The sequence below is a fragment of the Wolbachia endosymbiont of Drosophila willistoni genome (genome assembly GCF_040084705.1).
Classification (GTDB): domain Bacteria; phylum Pseudomonadota; class Alphaproteobacteria; order Rickettsiales; family Anaplasmataceae; genus Wolbachia; species Wolbachia pipientis.
The window spans coordinates 262,370-278,947 of the sequence record NZ_CP157591.1; the positions used below are offsets into that span (position 1 = coordinate 262,370).

General features: G+C 36.2%; 17 protein-coding genes, 2 tRNA genes and 1 rRNA gene. 8 read left to right on the forward strand and 12 right to left on the reverse strand.

All coding sequences use genetic code 11. The features are described from left to right. Nucleotides 1–64: 64 nt before the first annotated feature. Nucleotides 65–454, reverse strand: coding sequence for a DUF1284 domain-containing protein (locus tag ABL518_RS01425; protein WP_010082044.1), 390 nt, complete (start codon nucleotides 452–454; stop codon nucleotides 65–67). Next, nucleotides 451–978: a biotin transporter BioY gene (locus ABL518_RS01430; RefSeq protein WP_095742825.1), complete on the reverse strand. Its 528-nt coding sequence runs from the start codon at nucleotides 976–978 to the stop codon at nucleotides 451–453. Before ABL518_RS01430 ends, ABL518_RS01425 begins: the two co-directional genes overlap by 4 nt. 85 nt (nucleotides 979–1,063) lie before the next feature. On the opposite strand from ABL518_RS01430, the gene ABL518_RS01435 reads away from it, so the two are divergent. Both ABL518_RS01435 and dapF read left to right on the forward strand, forming a co-directional pair. Continuing rightward, complete coding sequence (locus tag ABL518_RS01435; protein ID WP_095742826.1) at nucleotides 1,064–1,651, forward strand: nitroreductase family protein; 588 nt, start codon at nucleotides 1,064–1,066, stop codon at nucleotides 1,649–1,651. Then, entirely contained in the window at nucleotides 1,632–2,420 is a 789-nt protein-coding gene (dapF, locus tag ABL518_RS01440; RefSeq protein WP_006279822.1) for a diaminopimelate epimerase, read from the forward strand. The genes ABL518_RS01435 and dapF overlap by 20 nt, the downstream gene beginning before the upstream one ends. Nucleotides 2,421–2,428: 8 nt before the next feature. On the opposite strand, the gene sucD is transcribed toward dapF, so the two are convergent. The 8 genes from sucD to hemF form a co-directional block, all read right to left on the reverse strand. Next, nucleotides 2,429–3,304: a succinate--CoA ligase subunit alpha gene (gene sucD, locus ABL518_RS01445; RefSeq protein ID WP_010963102.1), complete on the reverse strand. Its 876-nt coding sequence runs from the start codon at nucleotides 3,302–3,304 to the stop codon at nucleotides 2,429–2,431. Nucleotides 3,305–3,307: 3 nt separating this feature from the next. Beyond that, nucleotides 3,308–4,459 carry an ADP-forming succinate--CoA ligase subunit beta gene (sucC, locus tag ABL518_RS01450; RefSeq protein ID WP_006279820.1) on the reverse strand — a complete coding sequence of 384 codons (1,152 nt, stop codon included), beginning with the start codon at nucleotides 4,457–4,459 and terminating at the stop codon, nucleotides 3,308–3,310. A gap of 37 nt (nucleotides 4,460–4,496) precedes the next feature. After that, entirely contained in the window at nucleotides 4,497–4,697 is a 201-nt protein-coding gene (rpsU, locus tag ABL518_RS01455; protein WP_006279819.1) for a 30S ribosomal protein S21, read from the reverse strand. 199 nt (nucleotides 4,698–4,896) lie between these two features. After that, nucleotides 4,897–4,970: transfer RNA gene (locus ABL518_RS01460), tRNA-Pro, on the reverse strand. Nucleotides 4,971–5,188: 218 nt separating this feature from the next. Next, nucleotides 5,189–5,875, reverse strand: coding sequence for a 16S rRNA (uracil(1498)-N(3))-methyltransferase (locus tag ABL518_RS01465; protein WP_006279818.1), 687 nt, complete (start codon nucleotides 5,873–5,875; stop codon nucleotides 5,189–5,191). 28 nt (nucleotides 5,876–5,903) lie between these two features. After that, a tRNA-Glu gene (locus ABL518_RS01470) sits at nucleotides 5,904–5,975 on the reverse strand. A 68-nt stretch (nucleotides 5,976–6,043) separates the two neighbouring features. Continuing rightward, complete coding sequence (locus ABL518_RS01475; RefSeq protein WP_251371773.1) at nucleotides 6,044–7,255, reverse strand: ankyrin repeat domain-containing protein; 1,212 nt, start codon at nucleotides 7,253–7,255, stop codon at nucleotides 6,044–6,046. Between the two features lie 81 nt (nucleotides 7,256–7,336). Continuing rightward, complete coding sequence (hemF, locus tag ABL518_RS01480; protein ID WP_022626154.1) at nucleotides 7,337–8,161, reverse strand: oxygen-dependent coproporphyrinogen oxidase; 825 nt, start codon at nucleotides 8,159–8,161, stop codon at nucleotides 7,337–7,339. A 160-nt stretch (nucleotides 8,162–8,321) separates the two neighbouring features. Here hemF and ABL518_RS01485 point away from each other — a divergent pair, with 160 nt between their 5' ends. The 3 genes from ABL518_RS01485 to ABL518_RS01495 all read left to right on the forward strand — a co-directional run bounded on the left by ABL518_RS01485 (nucleotide 8,322) and on the right by ABL518_RS01495 (nucleotide 12,583). After that, a complete protein-coding gene (locus tag ABL518_RS01485; protein WP_070357002.1) occupies nucleotides 8,322–10,802 on the forward strand; it encodes an ATP-binding protein in 2,481 nt (826 codons plus the stop codon). Between the two features lie 90 nt (nucleotides 10,803–10,892). Then, nucleotides 10,893–11,735 (forward strand): ParA family protein, encoded by an 843-nt coding sequence (locus tag ABL518_RS01490; RefSeq protein WP_006280226.1) that lies wholly within the window; start codon nucleotides 10,893–10,895, stop codon nucleotides 11,733–11,735. After that, a complete protein-coding gene (locus ABL518_RS01495; RefSeq protein ID WP_006279814.1) occupies nucleotides 11,732–12,583 on the forward strand; it encodes a ParB/RepB/Spo0J family partition protein in 852 nt (283 codons plus the stop codon). The genes ABL518_RS01490 and ABL518_RS01495 overlap by 4 nt, the downstream gene beginning before the upstream one ends. A gap of 191 nt (nucleotides 12,584–12,774) precedes the next feature. Here ABL518_RS01495 and ABL518_RS06530 read toward each other — a convergent pair whose 3' ends face one another. Both ABL518_RS06530 and ABL518_RS01505 read right to left on the reverse strand, forming a co-directional pair. Continuing rightward, nucleotides 12,775–12,951, reverse strand: a complete 177-nt coding sequence (locus ABL518_RS06530) for a hypothetical protein (protein ID WP_410176927.1) — start codon at nucleotides 12,949–12,951, stop codon at nucleotides 12,775–12,777. A 511-nt stretch (nucleotides 12,952–13,462) separates the two neighbouring features. Beyond that, a complete protein-coding gene (locus ABL518_RS01505) occupies nucleotides 13,463–14,077 on the reverse strand; it encodes a hypothetical protein (protein WP_010963111.1) in 615 nt (204 codons plus the stop codon). A gap of 153 nt (nucleotides 14,078–14,230) precedes the next feature. Between ABL518_RS01505 and ABL518_RS01510 the strand changes: the two genes are divergently transcribed. The 3 genes from ABL518_RS01510 to sdhD all read left to right on the forward strand — a co-directional run bounded on the left by ABL518_RS01510 (nucleotide 14,231) and on the right by sdhD (nucleotide 16,566). Continuing rightward, nucleotides 14,231–15,735: ribosomal RNA gene (locus ABL518_RS01510) — 16S ribosomal RNA — on the forward strand. A 100-nt stretch (nucleotides 15,736–15,835) separates the two neighbouring features. After that, nucleotides 15,836–16,213 (forward strand): succinate dehydrogenase, cytochrome b556 subunit, encoded by a 378-nt coding sequence (gene sdhC / locus ABL518_RS01515; protein WP_010082037.1) that lies wholly within the window; start codon nucleotides 15,836–15,838, stop codon nucleotides 16,211–16,213. Then, a complete protein-coding gene (gene sdhD / locus ABL518_RS01520; RefSeq protein ID WP_010963113.1) occupies nucleotides 16,210–16,566 on the forward strand; it encodes a succinate dehydrogenase, hydrophobic membrane anchor protein in 357 nt (118 codons plus the stop codon). Before sdhC ends, sdhD begins: the two co-directional genes overlap by 4 nt. Nucleotides 16,567–16,578 lie beyond the last annotated feature (12 nt).

The window sequence follows — 16,578 nt, forward strand, 5'->3', positions numbered from 1 at the left end:
TTTGTCTTCCATATTTCGCTTTATTTCCACAAAAATGCTTCAATTTATCTTAACATTTTGTCAACTACCTTTGTAGATTTAAAAGGGCATTTTTACATATTCCATATGGCTGCCAGTTGCACCCCTCACATGCGTACTCGAATTTCTCTAAAGACATTTTCTCCCTAATCTTTTCTACCGCTTCACTCCAGGTCAAAGTCTCGCCAATTTTAATTCCTAAAATTTCCATATGCCTTCTATCTAGCTCTAAAACTTTAGCTTGTTCGGTGCATTTACCTTGTTTAGTCTGGTTTGGGCAAGCACTACAAATACTATCAAGGTTACCAACTACTTCGATTTGAGTACTAACCACTTCACTTGCTATCTTCCTATAATTTTCTACAAAACCCTGAGAATACCCATATCCCCGAAACGCGAGGGTGCACATAAAATGATGAGGGCGAAATTTTATCATTTTTTCAAATATTGCAAAGCTGCTACAAGTAGAAAAATTTTTATCAAACCAGGAAGGATAAATGGTAAAACACCCACCATTATTGCTTGTCCCAGACCCAAGTAAACAGCAAGCCAACTAACACCACAAATAAAGATTACAACTGTACCAGCCAGACAACTTAAAGAATTACACACAAATGATTTATATTTAGAGTTCAGTAATTCATTTACTTTGCTCATTACCATAACAGCAGCTAAACAGCCAATTAAATATCCACCTGTTGGTCCAAGGAGAGCGTGATAACCACCAGAAAAATTTGCAAGAACAGGCAATCCTGCTGCACCAAGTGATAGATATGTAAGCACAGAATAGAATGCTGTTCTGCGGTTAAATTTAAGCCCAATAAGCATTACTCCTAAAGTTTGCAATGCGATAGGCACAGGCTGCAATGGTATACTTATTTGAGCCATCAAGAATAAAAGTAAAACGCAAGACAATATTTCAGCCAGTGTTGATCTGCTGCTAGATTGTGTTATAAACATACCTTCCCAATAAAAATAACTTATTAAATGTAATATATGTGTATGAGAGGTTTTGCAATTTAAATTTTGCTTATATTGTGCTACAATGAATTATTTATGCACTATTAAATTAAAAATGATGAGTAAACAAGATCTATTATCGTTGATGAAAGCAAGACACAGCGGACGTTCATACGATCCTACAAGAGCAATATCTCAGGAAGACATGGATATTTTAATGGAAGCTGTAAGGCTGACTCCCTCATGTTTTGGTGATGAACCCTGGAGATACGTAATATGCAACAAACAGAACAATCAAAGCGCATGGGAAAAGCTGCTAAATTGCCTTGATGAATCTAATCAAAAATGGGCAAAAGATGCACAAGTGTTAATCATATCTTTAAGCGCTAAGAATTTCCGCAAATCTGATAAAGGTGAAAATTTTTGGGCTAATCACGATACTGGTGCAGCGAATTATGGACTTATGTTACAAGCTGCAGTTATGAACTTAATGGCCCATCAAATGGGTGGATTTGATAGAGATAAAATAGTGAAAGAGTTCAATATACCCAATGACTTTAACGTAATGTCAGTGATAGCGGTTGGTTACGAAGAAGAGGGTGCTGAAACAAGTAAGAAGAAAAGAAGACCAATAGAAGAAATATTTTTTTATGATGAGTGGCCAAAATTCTGAAAATTTTATCAAAATGCACGGCACTGGTAACAATTTCGTTATCATAGACTCACGTTCAACAAACAATTTAGACTGGAACCATAGACAAATTGCTGATCAAAGCAGTTGTGATCAAGTGATAATTATAACAATGTCTAATGCTGCAGACTGTTTTATGCATATCTATAATGCTGATGGCAGTCGAGCTGAAATGTGCGGAAACGCAGCACGCTGTGTTGGATATTTGATAATGTCAGAAAAAGGTGCTGAATACTCCATTATTGAGCTAACAAGCAAACGCATTTTAGAGTGTTTTAAAGTGGGTGATAAATCCATAAAGGTTAACATGGGTAAACCTTTGCTAAAATGGCATGAAATTCCCTTATCTACTGAGTGTGACACTCTTCACTTACCTATAGAGCTTGAAATGCTAAAAGATCCTGTTGCAGTAAATATTGGCAATCCTCACATAGTTTTTTTTGTTGATAACATAAGTGAAATACCATTGCGAAATTTAGGACCAAAGCTAGAAAATCACGCATTATTTCCTCGGAAAATTAATGTTAGTATTGCACAAGTTGAAAAGTCTGGAGAAATAGCTTTAAGAGTTTGGGAAAGAGGTACAGGCATTACTGCATCATGCGGTAGTGCAGCCTGTGCAGCACTTGTTGCATCCACACTACGTGGATATCTGGTTGCCCAACAGACTTCAGTAAATTTACCAGGAGGCAAGTTATTAATCGAATGGGCAAATAACGTATTCATGACCGGTGATATAGGGTTTTTGTGACCCTAATTCTAGTGATGCATTACTTCCAATACCTTCTTACCAATTACTGCAGGGGTTTCAGCAATTGCAATTCCAGCGCTCCGCATAACTTCTAGTTTTGCACCAGCACTTCCACCGCTGGAAGAGATGATTGCTCCAGCGTGTCCCATACGTCTTCCTGGAGGTGCCGTTTGGCCTGCTACAAAACCAACGATTGGCTTTTTAGTTTTTTCTGTTTTCACAAAATGTGATACATCTTCTTCTTCGTTTCCACCTATTTCACCAATAACTACAATACCATGAGTATCGTTATCTTTTAAAAAGAGCTCCATACAGTCGACAAATGTTATACCATGAACTGGATCCCCCCCAATTCCGATACACGTGGATTGACCAAGACCAACAGCGGTTGTTTGTGCTACTGCCTCGTAAGTTAAAGTTCCGGAGCGAGACATAATTCCTATGTGTCCACGCTTATGGATATGGCCAGGCATAATTCCTATTTTGCATTCTTCAGGGGTAATAATTCCCGGGCAGTTGGGACCAATCAATCGACTTTTTGAGCCGATAAGCGCACGCTTAACTTTCACCATATCAAGTATAGGAATGCCCTCTGTAATACAAATTATCAATTCTATTTTTGCATCTATTGCTTCAAGTATTGCAGCAGCAGCAAATTTAGCAGGTACATATATAACTGTAGCATTTGCACCGGTTTTTTCTTTGGCTTCTGCTACAGTATTAAAAACCGGTAAATTAAGGTGAGTGCTCCCACCCTTTCCAGGAGTTACACCTCCCACCATTTTCGTTCCGTAATCAATTGCTTGCTCTGAATGAAATGTGCCTTGTGCGCCAGTAAAACCCTGGCATATTAATCTTGTATCTTTGTTTACTAAAACGGACATGCTTTATTTTACCTCTTTTACTATCTTTTGCGCAGCTTCATCTAGCTCATCTGCAGCAATAATATTTAATCCTGACTCTTCTAAAATTTTTTTTCCTTCTTCAAAATTAGTACCTGATAATCTAACCACTAGAGGAACTTTAATGCTCATTTCTTTTGCAGCCGCAACAATTCCACTTGCGATAATATCGCAACGCATTATACCACCAAATATGTTAACCAGAATTCCTTTTACGTTGCTATCAGACAATATGATTTTAAATGCTTCAGTTACAGTTTCTTTACTCGCTCCACCACCAACATCCAAAAAGTTAGCAGGCTCTGCTCCGTAGTATTTTATTATATCCATTGTTGCCATAGCAAGACCTGCACCATTTACCATGCAACCAATACTGCCATCCATTTTGATGTAACTGAGCCCATACTTTGAAGCCTCTATCTCTTCTTTCACTTCCTCATCATAATCACGAAGTTCCATAATTTCTGGGTGACGATATAAAGCATTATCATCGAAATTAATTTTTGCATCGAGCGCAATAAAATCTCCAGAATTTGTTTCAACCAGTGGATTAATTTCAATTTGGCTCGCATCAGTTGCAATAAACGCATCATATATTTTTTTTGCAATGTTCGATATCTTTTCTATTTGTTCTGGACTCAAATGAAAACTGCTGCTTAACTTGCTGCTATCAAAACTTGTAGCAGGATCAATATCAAATTTCACAATTTTTGCAGGAGAATTTTTTGCCACTTCTTCGATGTCCATTCCACCTTCTGAGGAAAATATGAATATTGGCCTGCTGAGCTTCGGGTCGATTACCAGGCTTAAATAATACTCTTTCTTAATGCTTGAGCCTTCTTCAACGTACACTTTTCTTACTTGCTGCCCGCTTGGCCCTGTTTGATGAGTAACTAAAGTCATACCAATCATGTCCTTTACAAACTGTTGAGCTTCTTCAACTGACTTTGCTAGCTTTACGCCACCGGCTTTACCCCTACCACCTGCATGAATTTGAGCTTTAACTACAAACACGTCAGATTTTAATTGACTTACTTGAGTCTTTACTTCTTCTGCAGATGTAGCAACAAAACCTTTTGGCACTGGGACATTAAATTTATGCAAAACTTCTTTCGCTTGATATTCGTGAATATTCATAAAATAACCAATGATAAACTATTAACTTGAGTACAAACTACCAACCATAACGTTGCCTTCTGCACTCTTGTTGGTACCTCTTTTTTTTAGCTTCAGCTTTCTTTTTAGCTCTTTTTTCTGATTTTTTTTCATGATATTGTTTTTTCATTTTCAACCCTCTTCCTTCCTTTTGAATTGTTTTTTTCAATACTGGAAGAGCTCTGTCTACATCACCATAATGGACTGATACTTCTATCAAACTCTATACCTCCTTCGGTAATCATTTCAAAATCTATTTATAAATTAGAAAATTAACATTGTCAATTATTTTATAAACTTGAGCGTTAAAATGTAATATGCCATAATTTACATGGTAAATAATGTCATTCCAGTGTCAGCTACTTGCTTACTGATGGAGATTGCTCTTATGTTACAGCGTTCTTACAATTATACTAACATCGGGGCGGAGAGATTTGAACTCCCGACCCTTTGGTCCCAAACCAAATGCGCTACCAGGCTGCGCTACGCCCCGACTTCTTTACTCAGAGTATCAATAACTCAGGCAAAATGCAAGATTCATTTGTTTACTTTAGAAAAAATATAATATGAGATTTAATATTATCTTAGAATATGTTTTTTATTAGCTCCTCTTTAACAACAGACTGCTTCGTAGAAAGTCTACAGGGTTTTTGTGCGCGCAACACTGAACCAGATTTCTTTATGACCCAAACCTTAGTCATATTTAAAAATCTAGCTACACCAATTGGTGAAAGTGAGTGCAGCAACTACAGCAGTATCGACCCTTAAAATTCTTTTTCCTAGACTCAATTTTTGACAAAACTTATCGGCAAGATCAAGTTCATAAGATGAAAAACCACCTTCAGGGCCAACAATAATAGCAACATTTTTTTTGCCTTTCAGCACTTTGTCAGCTTTACCTGTTTCATCACACAAAACAAAATTTTTACTCTGGGAATCAGGTAACTCACAAAAGTTAATAGGAGGCAAAATCTCTGGTATACTTATCCTACCTGATTGTTCCGCTGCTTCGATTGCTTGTAATTTTGCTCTACTTAGGTTAATATTTTTTACCACTGTACGTTCCGTTGAAATAAATTGAATGCAGATTACTCCCATTTCAGTTGCCTGTCTTACTATGTTGTTCAAAGCAGCACTTTTTACCATGGCACAATACAGGTATAAATTTTCCTCATATTGCTGTTGTTTAGTGCATTCTTTGGGTGTAACTTCTGTCAATTTACGCGATATATTAACTACTTCTCCTAACCATTCTCCATCTTTTCCATTAAAAAGAGAGAGATTATCATACTTCTTAAGCCGCATTACATTGCAAATATAGTGACTTTGTTGTGGATTAAGTGCTAAACTCACGCCTTGTGATAAAGCTTCTTCAACATAGAGCCTAATTTTTCCCATTCAAAACTTTAATTATATTCTACTTGAGTGACTCTTACGGGATTTGAACCCGTGTTACCACCGTGAAAGGGTGGTGTCCTAACCACTAGACGAAAGAGTCAACTTGAATCTAACTAGGTTATATCGATTACATATATAAAGTCAATTCAATTATTTTGAATCACATAGTTAGAGGGATATATCAGTAATCTTATATCGACAGCCTCCTATTACTCCATGCTCAATACTCACTGAACCTATCTCAGATTTAGGAGCTAATTCTAATTGTTGTTCAACTTTTGTATCGGAATCATAGCCAGAATCGTAGCCAGAATCTCTACGCTCATATTTCTGCCTTATTTCTTCTACACTAAAGCCAGCCTTGGTCTTAATTTTTTGATCATTAGTCTGTTGCTGACTTATCGACTTATTAGCACTTAGCTCATTTAGCTTCACTTGCCAATCATTCACTTTATCTTGCACTAACCCATGGCAAGTTCCAGAATTAGCTTTTATGTCTTTTGCTTTTCTTTCTGCTCTTTTCTTGGACAAATCTACCCTAGCATAAATAGGTTCTGACGACTGTCCTGGCTCTTTCTGTTTTAGGCTAGTAGGCTTTTTTTGTTCTGAAAGATCATCTATAGTGCAATAAATAGGTTCTTCTGATATACTCAAATAACCACTATCTTCCAATGATAAATTTTCAGTGGATTTTTTATGTGAATCATATATTTCAGCATAAATAGATTCTTCTGATACACTCAAATAACCATTCTCCCCTAATGAGTTACTAACCTTAGCATCATACACCTCAGCGTAAATTGGCTCTTTTGAAGGCAAAGCATCATAATTAGTGCTCTTTGGCTTATACTCAAAAGTTCTAGAAGGTTTTTGAGGTGGTATTACATTGTTGTTCACCTCAGCGTACATAGTTATTGGCTCATATTCAGAGGTTCTAGGAGGTTTTTGTTGTATAGCTTCAACATTCAAATCATCTGTAGAATAATACTCTGCGCCTTTTCCTAGTAAAAAGGAAACTGTGGGGTGAAGAATTATCTCTGCTGGTAAGTTTTTCTCACTATCCAATTTTAGATTTTTTGATTCTGCTAAACTCTCAATAACACGAATTATAACATTCTTTCCATTCTCATCTATTGAGTGGATATCAGCTCCACGGTTAATCAGCAATTCCATTATTTTGTGATCTGTAGCATGTCCTAAAGCCTGATTTAAAGCTTGATTATTATTTATATCAAATGATCCTGTATTCTTGAGAGACATAGTCTTTGAAAAGAATTTTCTAAAACTATTTAATGCATCATAGAGAATTAGAGTCAGTTTAACACCTTTTATGTCATTGTTTTTGACAGATTTAATTAAAAAATTATCTATTATGCCCATGATTATACCCCCTATATAAAAGCTCACTACCATGGTACAATTTTAAACTATGATGATTTATTTTCTACTAATAGCAGCTCTCTATAACCACTTAACAAGTGGTGGCATTGACATCATAATTGCATCTGGATTGCCGTCAGTCATTAAACCAAACCTTGTGCCACGATCGTATAACAGATTGAATTCTACATATCTGCCACGTTTTATTAGTTGATTTTCTCGTTGTTCTTTTGTCCAAGATTTTTGTATATGTTTACGTATGATGTGCAAATAAATTTCCAAAAAGGCTTCACCTACTGCTTTTGTGAACTCAAAATCGTTTTCCCAGTTGCTAGAACTCAGATTATCATAGAAAATGCCACCAATACCACGCGGCTCTTTTCTGTGTTGTAAGAAAAAATAGTTGTCACATTGCTCTTTAAATTTTGGATAATATCCGGTGTCAAATCTATCACATGTCATTTTGATTGATTCATGAATATACTTGCAATCTTCTTCATTTTTATATATTGGCGTAAAATCCATTCCTCCACCAAACCATTGTTTTGAAGTATATATCAGCCTTGTGTTCATATGTGCTGCAGGGATAAGGGGCGATTGCATATGAGACACTAAAGATATACCGCTTGCCCAGAACTCTCCGTTACTTTCGCTTGCACCAGGAATTTCATTAATGGCTGAATCTGCAAATTTTCCGTGTACTTTTGAAACGTTTACTCCAACTTTTTCAAAAACATTACCAAAAATAATTGTAGATTCACCACCTCCACCACCTGGGCGATCCCACTTTCTCTTTTCGATTTTTGGCTCTGCGGATGATTGTTTTTCAATTAATAAGAAAGATTCTATAATCTTATCTCTTAGTGCACAGAACCATTTAAATGCTTGTGTTTTTTGTTTTTCCATAATATCCTCTTGCTAGCTTATTAACATTGTTATATCTGATATTTAAGGAACTTAATTAGATTTGGATGATAATTATCTATCAAAGACGTTAATAAATCTATAATAATTAAATCAATATAATAGAACATTTTCGTATGTACAACAATGCCAAGTAACAATAATGAATAAAAGATACATAGATAACAAAAAAGAGAACAGGGTTGACTTCATACTAAGAAATTATGGAATGTCAATTGTTGTGATGGCAGTTATTATGCTCTTACCTCCAGTAGCAATATCGATACTCTACTTTTTTGATATATATAGTCAGCATATTAATATAGAGATTAATTTATTAGTTAGCATTCTAACAACTCTCTTTATGATGTATAATGTAAAACGCTACAGATACCTACTTAATACTATAGAATTTCAAAATGCAATATTTGCAAATGCACTAAATCATAATACAGAATTTTGCCTTATTTTACATAAAGATGAAGGTATTATTTATGCTGATGCAAGGTTCTACGAAAGGTTTAAAGATCATATAGATGATGACATTACGTTAGACAAGATTCTTGAAATAGGAGATGTTTCAGAAGCAGACAAAAAAGTACTCTATCATGCACTAAAAAATAACTCTTCTGTACAGGTATGCATTTCCTTAAACAAGAAGAATAGAGTATCTAACTTTCTTTTGCTCTTTGAGCCGATACCAGATAATCCCCAAATTGCTATAAATAGTAATAAGATTTTAAATTTATCATTAGTGCCAATAGCAAGGCCAGATGGGTATTTTGTATTAAAAGCAACACAGATAAACAAGGAGCAGATATATGAAGAGTTAATAGAAAAACACAGCATAGGAACTTACATTGCAAATGCCAAAGGGGTGATTTTATCTGTAAATAAAAGATTTTTAGACATATTTGAACTAAAAAAACTGGAAAAAGGTAGCTCAATCAGTGATTTTATATCTCAATCTAAATATAACAATACAACAACCGATAATGAAATTTTGTTTTTTACTATAAGTGGTATTCCATTCAAGGCTTATATGAGCACTGCTATATTTTGTGATAAATACAACCATAGCTATATATATGGCTTTATAACACCAACCGAATCAAATATTGTTGATTATCAATTACACCCTTGTTTTGCAAATTCATCAATTGCTATTGCACAATGTGACATAAACGGCAACTTTGTAAAGAAAAATACGGCACTAATAAAGCTTGCAGGGTCAGATAATAATTCAATCTTTACGTTGATATTGGATAGTTATCATGTGAAAATACGTGAATATTTTTCGAGTAATAGAATAAATAATGCGTCTTTTGATGTACAGCTCAACGGCGGTAATAACATAAAAATATATTTCAATAAGTTTCTTCATAATAAAATGATCTTCATACTTTGTTATTTTATTGACAATACTGAACACAAAAACCTAGAGATAAAGCTTGAGCATTATCAAAAGATGCAAGCTATAGGGCAGTTAGCAGGTGGTATTGCGCATGATTTCAACAATATATTGACTGGGATAATAGGATTTTGCGATTTGCTTTTACTCCAACACTCAGCTGGTGACCCATCTTTTGGAGATATAATACAGATACAGCAAAATGCAAAGCGTGGATCAAATTTAGTAAGACAATTGCTTGCTTTCTCAAGAAGACAGACCTTGCAGCCAAAAATTATTGATGTAAATAATACTATAGCTAATCTTTATGAAATGATAAAAAGATTAATAGGTGAAAATATAAAATTTAATATTTATTATGGTAGAGACTTGGGTGCTGTTAGGGCTGATCAAGGGCAATTAGAGCAAGTTATACTTAACTTAGCAGTCAATGCTAGTGCTGCTATGGAAAAGGGCGGAGAATTAACTATACGAACCTTTAATCAAAAGATTGACTCATTAAATTCTACACCTCAGGATATGTTTTCTCCAGACAAGGAAGCGATTGAACATGGAAATTATGTTGTGATTGAAGTAATTGATACTGGATGTGGAATGACGAGTGATACAACTGAAAAGATCTTTGATCCATTTTTTTCTACCAAAGATATTACCTCTGGTACAGGTCTTGGCCTCTCTACTGTATATGGCATTATTAAACAAACTGAAGGATACATCTATGTTGCTAGCAAAGTAAATCATGGAACTAAATTTAGCATATTTTTGCCCATGGTTTACATATCAGATGAAAATGATAGAGAGGAAGATAGTGAAGAAACAGAAAAACCGGTAGTAAGTGAAATTAAAGGTAATGGTATAATTTTATTAATCGAAGATGAAGATTCAGTAAGGGAATTCATCTCTAAAGCACTCAAAAGAAAAGGATTTGATGTAATAGAAGCAAGCATAGGCAGCGAGGCGCCAGAAATAATCAGTAAAAAAAGTCAACATATAGATCTTATAATCACTGATGTAATCATGCCAGAGGTGAGCGGCCCAGAAATAGTTAAAGAAGCATTGATCCATAGGCCAAATATCAACGTTATTTTTATTTCTGGGTATGCAGAAGATGCTTTTTTAAAGAGTGATGACATCAATATAGAAGATTTTCACTTTTTGCCAAAACCATTCACTCTGAATGAATTAGGAAACAAGGTTCAAAGTGTGTTACACAAAGCAAAAAAGACAGTCTAGTTTTAGTGTGGTTAGCAACAAAAAAATTTTCTAATGCAAAAGTTTCTTGCATATATACAATAGAATTATTTTATACATAAGATAAAAGGCGTGAGCAAGATTATTGCAATAGTAAATCAAAAGGGTGGAGTTGGCAAAACCACAACTAGTATAAATTTGTCGACAGCCTTTGCTGCTGTGGGAAAAAGCACTTTATTGGTAGATCTTGATCCTCAAGGAAATGCTAGCACCGGACTCGGGATTTCTTATCGTAGTAGGGAAGAAAAAAACATATACAAAATACTACTAAGCAGCGAAAATAAATTGATAGAATCGGCAATTTTCAATATAAAGGAAATTCCGAATTTATCGCTAATTTCGTCAGTAGTTGATTTGTCAGCTGCAGAAATTGAATTATCGCAACTTGAGCGAGGAAAATTCGTACTAAAAAGCGCATTGGAGAAGATACGCGATAATTATGAGTATATAATCATCGATTGCCCTCCATCACTTGGGCTTCTGACCATAAATGCTTTGACTGCTGCTAATTCTATTATTGTTCCTCTTCAGTGTGAATTTTTTGCTCTGGAAGGATTAAGCCATTTAGTTAAAACTGTGGAGCTAATAAAAAGGAATAACCTAAACCCTTTTTTGGCAATAGAAGGGATAGTGTTAACAATGTATGACAGGCGCAACAAACTCAGTGAACAGATTAAAAACGATATTTGCCAGTATTTAAATGATAAAGTATACAAAACTATCATCCCATTGTATGAGACTGTTATTCCACGTAACGTACGGTTATCAGAAGCGCCTTCTCATGGAAAACCCGCTATTGTGTATGATCTTAAGTGTCCTGGTGCACAAGCATATATAAGTTTGGCAAGGGAAATTTTAAAAAAGCACGCGAGCAGTTGTAAGGAGAAGAAACTAGTAAGCGAGGGCGTAGTATGAAGGATGATAGACGCCTCGGCAGAGGTCTTGCCGGCCTCATAGGCGATAATTATGATAATAAAGAAGATCGACAAGAGCATTTGCCTATTTCATTACTGCACCCAAGCAAATTTCAACCGAGGAAACATTTTGACGAGGAGTCATTAAGAGAACTTGCAAATTCGATAAAGAAAAGTGGCATTATACAGCCTATCGTGGTACGCAAAGATTCAAATGATGATGGTTATGAAATAATAGCTGGAGAACGTCGTTGGCGAGCAAGCAAGATTGCAAATCTTGATAGTGCACCGGTTATCATAAAAGATCTGAGCGACAAGGAATGCTTGGAAGTATCCATTATTGAAAACATACAAAGGCAAGATATTAATCCAATAGAGGAAGGTGAAGCTTACAGAAAACTGATAGATGAGTTTTTCTATACACATGAGGAATTAGCTTCAGCTATAGGCAAAAGCCGCAGCCACATAACCAATATGATTCGGATGTTGTTGCTCCCTGATAGGGTGAAAACAATGATCAATGAGAAAAAATTGTCTATGGGTCATGCAAGAGCGTTGATTAATGTTGAAAATGCGGAAAGTATTGCAGAAAAAATAGTTTCTCAGGGCTTAAGCGTTAGACAAACTGAAAAACTGATAAAGGACCTACATCAAAACAACAATCAAAAAGAGCAGAGATATACTAGAAATCAAGATATGACAGTAATAGAAGGCGCTATATCTTCTCAACTTGGTTTAAAGATCAAAATTAATGACAACAATTCTAAGGGTAAAGTTATGATACGGTATGATAATCCAAATGAATTGGATTTGATATTGAAAATTTTGAATAGGAAACTTGAGGCATAGCTAGTAGTTGGCTAGCAAAGCAACAAACCAATATCAACTGTTGGTGTCATGAAAGTAGCTGACACTGGAATCCAGGAATTTTATTAAGTTGGTAAGCATAAAAGTATAACTTCTACGTCATACCGCCGCGGTATCCGCTAACAAGCAGCGGGATGACGATTGTCAGGGTAGCTGTCATCCCAGTGCCCTGACTACTTGGATCCAGGAAAAAGAATGGTGTCATCCAAGTAGCTGACACTGGGATCCAGAAGACTTAATTTCAACCAAGTGGCTGCATAATAAAGGCTGGATTCCAGTGTCACGCACTGGGATGACACCCTAGTAGAAATCGTTTTTGTAATTGCAACATTCGTGCAATCTTTAGCCATAAATATTAAGAAATTTACCAAATGAAAAAAAAGGCAAAAGAAGCCCCGTGGTTATTATCCGCTTTAAAATATTGGCGTTTTTTATGTTTTAAACGCTTGACAAGCGAGATTCAGCCGCTTTTAATTGCAACTAACTTACGCTGCAAATGTTTAAGAAATTTACTAAGCAGAAAAAAAGACAAAAAATCCCCGAGTTAGCTAGTCTTTTACTATCTCTGTCGAGTATTGGCATTTTTTGATGTCTTGTAACGCTTTATAAGCGCGTTCAGCTTATTTAGATAAAAATCTAGATGTAGATGAAGTTTTGTAAAGACATACAGTATCTATATACTGCAAAAAATTGAACATAAGACGCCGATACATTAAGTAATCCTTACCTTTTAATCTGCAGATTGGCGAAAGCAAATACAATAGCTTCACTATCATGATAAGGGCGCTGGCGAAGGGTGTCAAGTAAGTTTTTTCGTTTCATCCGATGCGCTGCCAAAAGCTATGCAAAAAGTCCAATGAGTTAACTCCCATATATCCTGAGTAATTCTTGTGCATTAGCTTTGATTAGGATAGGGCATTTTCTATCATTTAATAGGGAACGCAATATTTCAGTTGCACCTTTAATGTCGTTATTATGTATCTTTACTACAGCGATAGCTTCTTGGCTTGAATAAGGATACACTGTGCTTGATTCTAAATTATCAATTTTGTCTTTATTTATTTTTTCACCGTTGGAGTGAAGTAAGCTCATTACTTCTAAATATTGTGCTAACTCACGCAAAACATTAGGAGCATCTTTATCATCTGCCAAATCATTATAAATAGATGCTGTGTCTGTTGGCATTGAATCTGAGATATGATTGAATGCGCGTTCAAAATTTGCTAAATACTCCCAATTTGAATCTATTTCTTCTAGCAGCGGCTTATTATCTTTTTTTAAGAATAATACTTCGTAAAACTTGTCACCTGCAGTTATAGATTGTTTTGTGTTATCAATGTTGCGCAATAAGTATAATGTGATGCCAACTAACATTGGCGCGAGTGCAAGCAGAAAGATGTATTTTTTCATGGTAATATTCTGAATAGTTATATATTTATACATTAATGCTTTTGATTTGCAAAAACATATTGACATAGTGATTATATCACATAATAATATTCTTAAAGTTGTTTGAATAGTTGGAGATTAAAATATTTCTAAAGTAGAAATAAAGACAGCAGTATTAAGCTAAATTATTTTTTGTCGGATTTATCCGATGTACCCTCAACCTTTTATAGGTTGAAGTCTAAATTTGAGAGTTTGATCCTAGCTCAGAATGAACGCTGGCGGCAGGCCTAACACATGCAAGTCGAACGGAGTTATATTGTAGCTTGCTATGGTATAACTTAGTGGCAGACGGGTGAGTAATGTATAGGAATCTACCTAGTAGTACGGAATAATTGTTGGAAACGGCAACTAATACCGTATACGCCCTACGGGGGAAAAATTTATTGCTATTAGATGAGCCTATATTAGATTAGCTAGTTGGTGGAGTAATAGCCTACCAAGGCAATGATCTATAGCTGATCTGAGAGGATGATCAGCCACACTGGAACTGAGATACGGTCCAGACTCCTACGGGAGGCAGCAGTGGGGAATATTGGACAATGGGCGAAAGCCTGATCCAGCCATGCCGCATGAGTGAAGAAGGCCTTTGGGTTGTAAAGCTCTTTTAGTGAGGAAGATAATGACGGTACTCACAGAAGAAGTCCTGGCTAACTCCGTGCCAGCAGCCGCGGTAATACGGAGAGGGCTAGCGTTATTCGGAATTATTGGGCGTAAAGGGCGCGTAGGCGGATTAGTAAGTTAAAAGTGAAATCCCAAGGCTCAACCTTGGAATTGCTTTTAAAACTGCTAATCTAGAGATTGAAAGAGGATAGAGGAATTCCTAGTGTAGAGGTGAAATTCGTAAATATTAGGAGGAACACCAGTGGCGAAGGCGTCTATCTGGTTCAAATCTGACGCTGAGGCGCGAAGGCGTGGGGAGCAAACAGGATTAGATACCCTGGTAGTCCACGCTGTAAACGATGAATGTTAAATATGGGAAGTTTTACTTTCTGTATTACAGCTAACGCGTTAAACATTCCGCCTGGGGACTACGGTCGCAAGATTAAAACTCAAAGGAATTGACGGGGACCCGCACAAGCGGTGGAGCATGTGGTTTAATTCGATGCAACGCGAAAAACCTTACCACTCCTTGACATGGAAATTATACCTATTCGAAGGGATAGGGTCGGTTCGGCCGGGTTTCACACAGGTGTTGCATGGCTGTCGTCAGCTCGTGTCGTGAGATGTTGGGTTAAGTCCCGCAACGAGCGCAACCCTCATCCTTAGTTACCATCAGGTAATGCTGGGGACTTTAAGGAAACTGCCAGTGATAAACTGGAGGAAGGTGGGGATGATGTCAAGTCATCATGGCCCTTATGGAGTGGGCTACACACGTGCTACAATGGTGGCTACAGTGGGCTGCAAAGTCGCGAGGCTAAGCTAATCCCTTAAAAGCCATCTCAGTTCGGATTGTACTCTGCAACTCGAGTGCATGAAGTTGGAATCGCTAGTAATCGTGGATCAGCACGCCACGGTGAATACGTTCTCGGGTCTTGTACACACTGCCCGTCACGCCATGGGAATTGGTTTCACTCGAAGCTAACGACCTAACCGCAAGGAGGGAGTTATTTAAAGTGGGATCGGTGACTGGGGTGAAGTCGTAACAAGGTAGCAGTAGGGGAATCTGCAGCTGGATTACCTCCTTAGGCTTTGCACATAATTTACCATTTTTAATGATGGTGTTGTTATGTGCTATACTGCTGTCTTTACTTCTACTTTATTTTAATTTCCCGATAACGGAATTTTATGAGTGATAGACCTCTTTCTCCACATTTACAAATATATAAAGTACAAGTTACTAGTTTTTTCTCTATTATGCATAGATTGACTGGTATCTTGCTATTCCTTTTATTAATGATACTTTCTTGGTATTTCATATTACATGTTTACTTTCCTGAGTTACTTATAGTAAGGTACTTAAATGCATTATTATTCACTCCTGTTGCTAAATTAGCTTATGTCTTATGTTTTATAAGTTTTGTATATCATTTTCTTAATGGTATTCGTCATTTATTGAGGGATGTTGGGCTTAATTTAGAAATTACTGGCGTTTCAAGGAGTGCTATACTGCTGACAGTAACGCTACTTCTTTCTACTATGGCTTTTTTATTTATGTTTATATGAGTCAGTCTGGAAATTCAGTACATCATTGGTGGGTTCAGCGTGTTTCTGCGGTAATTTTACTGTTCCTGTTTCCTTGGTTTATCTATTCATTTTCTTGCACATTTTATACTGATAGCTCTTTGTCTTTTAGTGAAAAATTTATTAATCACCCTCTAGAGCTTTTATTTTTTGTTGTATTGTTGTTTTGCATTTTTTGGCACGCAGTTCTTGGAATGCAGGTAGTATGCGAAGATTATATACACAGCGTACCTTTGAGGATTTTTACAATTACATGCATAAAGTACTTATCAAGCATTACTTATATAACCCTCGCTTTTACAATCTTTATCTTCTACAGGCATATTTTCTTGTAAAATCACCGGTGC

Bases quoted from the DNA above. Each gene is read 5' to 3' on its own strand.
- ABL518_RS01425 (WP_010082044.1), bottom strand. From the start codon at position 454: ATGATAAAATTTCGCCCTCATCATTTTATGTGCACCCTCGCGTTTCGG.
- ABL518_RS01430 (WP_095742825.1), bottom strand. From the start codon at position 978: ATGTTTATAACACAATCTAGCAGCAGATCAACACTGGCTGAAATATTG.
- ABL518_RS01435 (WP_095742826.1), top strand. From the start codon at position 1,064: ATGAATTATTTATGCACTATTAAATTAAAAATGATGAGTAAACAAGAT.
- dapF (WP_006279822.1), top strand. From the start codon at position 1,632: ATGAGTGGCCAAAATTCTGAAAATTTTATCAAAATGCACGGCACTGGT.
- sucD (WP_010963102.1), bottom strand. From the start codon at position 3,304: ATGTCCGTTTTAGTAAACAAAGATACAAGATTAATATGCCAGGGTTTT.
- sucC (WP_006279820.1), bottom strand. From the start codon at position 4,459: ATGAATATTCACGAATATCAAGCGAAAGAAGTTTTGCATAAATTTAAT.
- ABL518_RS01465 (WP_006279818.1), bottom strand. From the start codon at position 5,875: ATGGGAAAAATTAGGCTCTATGTTGAAGAAGCTTTATCACAAGGCGTG.
- ABL518_RS01475 (WP_251371773.1), bottom strand. From the start codon at position 7,255: ATGGGCATAATAGATAATTTTTTAATTAAATCTGTCAAAAACAATGAC.
- hemF (WP_022626154.1), bottom strand. From the start codon at position 8,161: ATGGAAAAACAAAAAACACAAGCATTTAAATGGTTCTGTGCACTAAGA.
- ABL518_RS01485 (WP_070357002.1), top strand. From the start codon at position 8,322: ATGAATAAAAGATACATAGATAACAAAAAAGAGAACAGGGTTGACTTC.
- ABL518_RS01495 (WP_006279814.1), top strand. From the start codon at position 11,732: ATGAAGGATGATAGACGCCTCGGCAGAGGTCTTGCCGGCCTCATAGGC.
- ABL518_RS06530 (WP_410176927.1), bottom strand. From the start codon at position 12,951: ATGGCTAAAGATTGCACGAATGTTGCAATTACAAAAACGATTTCTACT.
- ABL518_RS01505 (WP_010963111.1), bottom strand. From the start codon at position 14,077: ATGTCAATATGTTTTTGCAAATCAAAAGCATTAATGTATAAATATATA.
- sdhC (WP_010082037.1), top strand. From the start codon at position 15,836: ATGAGTGATAGACCTCTTTCTCCACATTTACAAATATATAAAGTACAA.
- sdhD (WP_010963113.1), top strand. From the start codon at position 16,210: ATGAGTCAGTCTGGAAATTCAGTACATCATTGGTGGGTTCAGCGTGTT.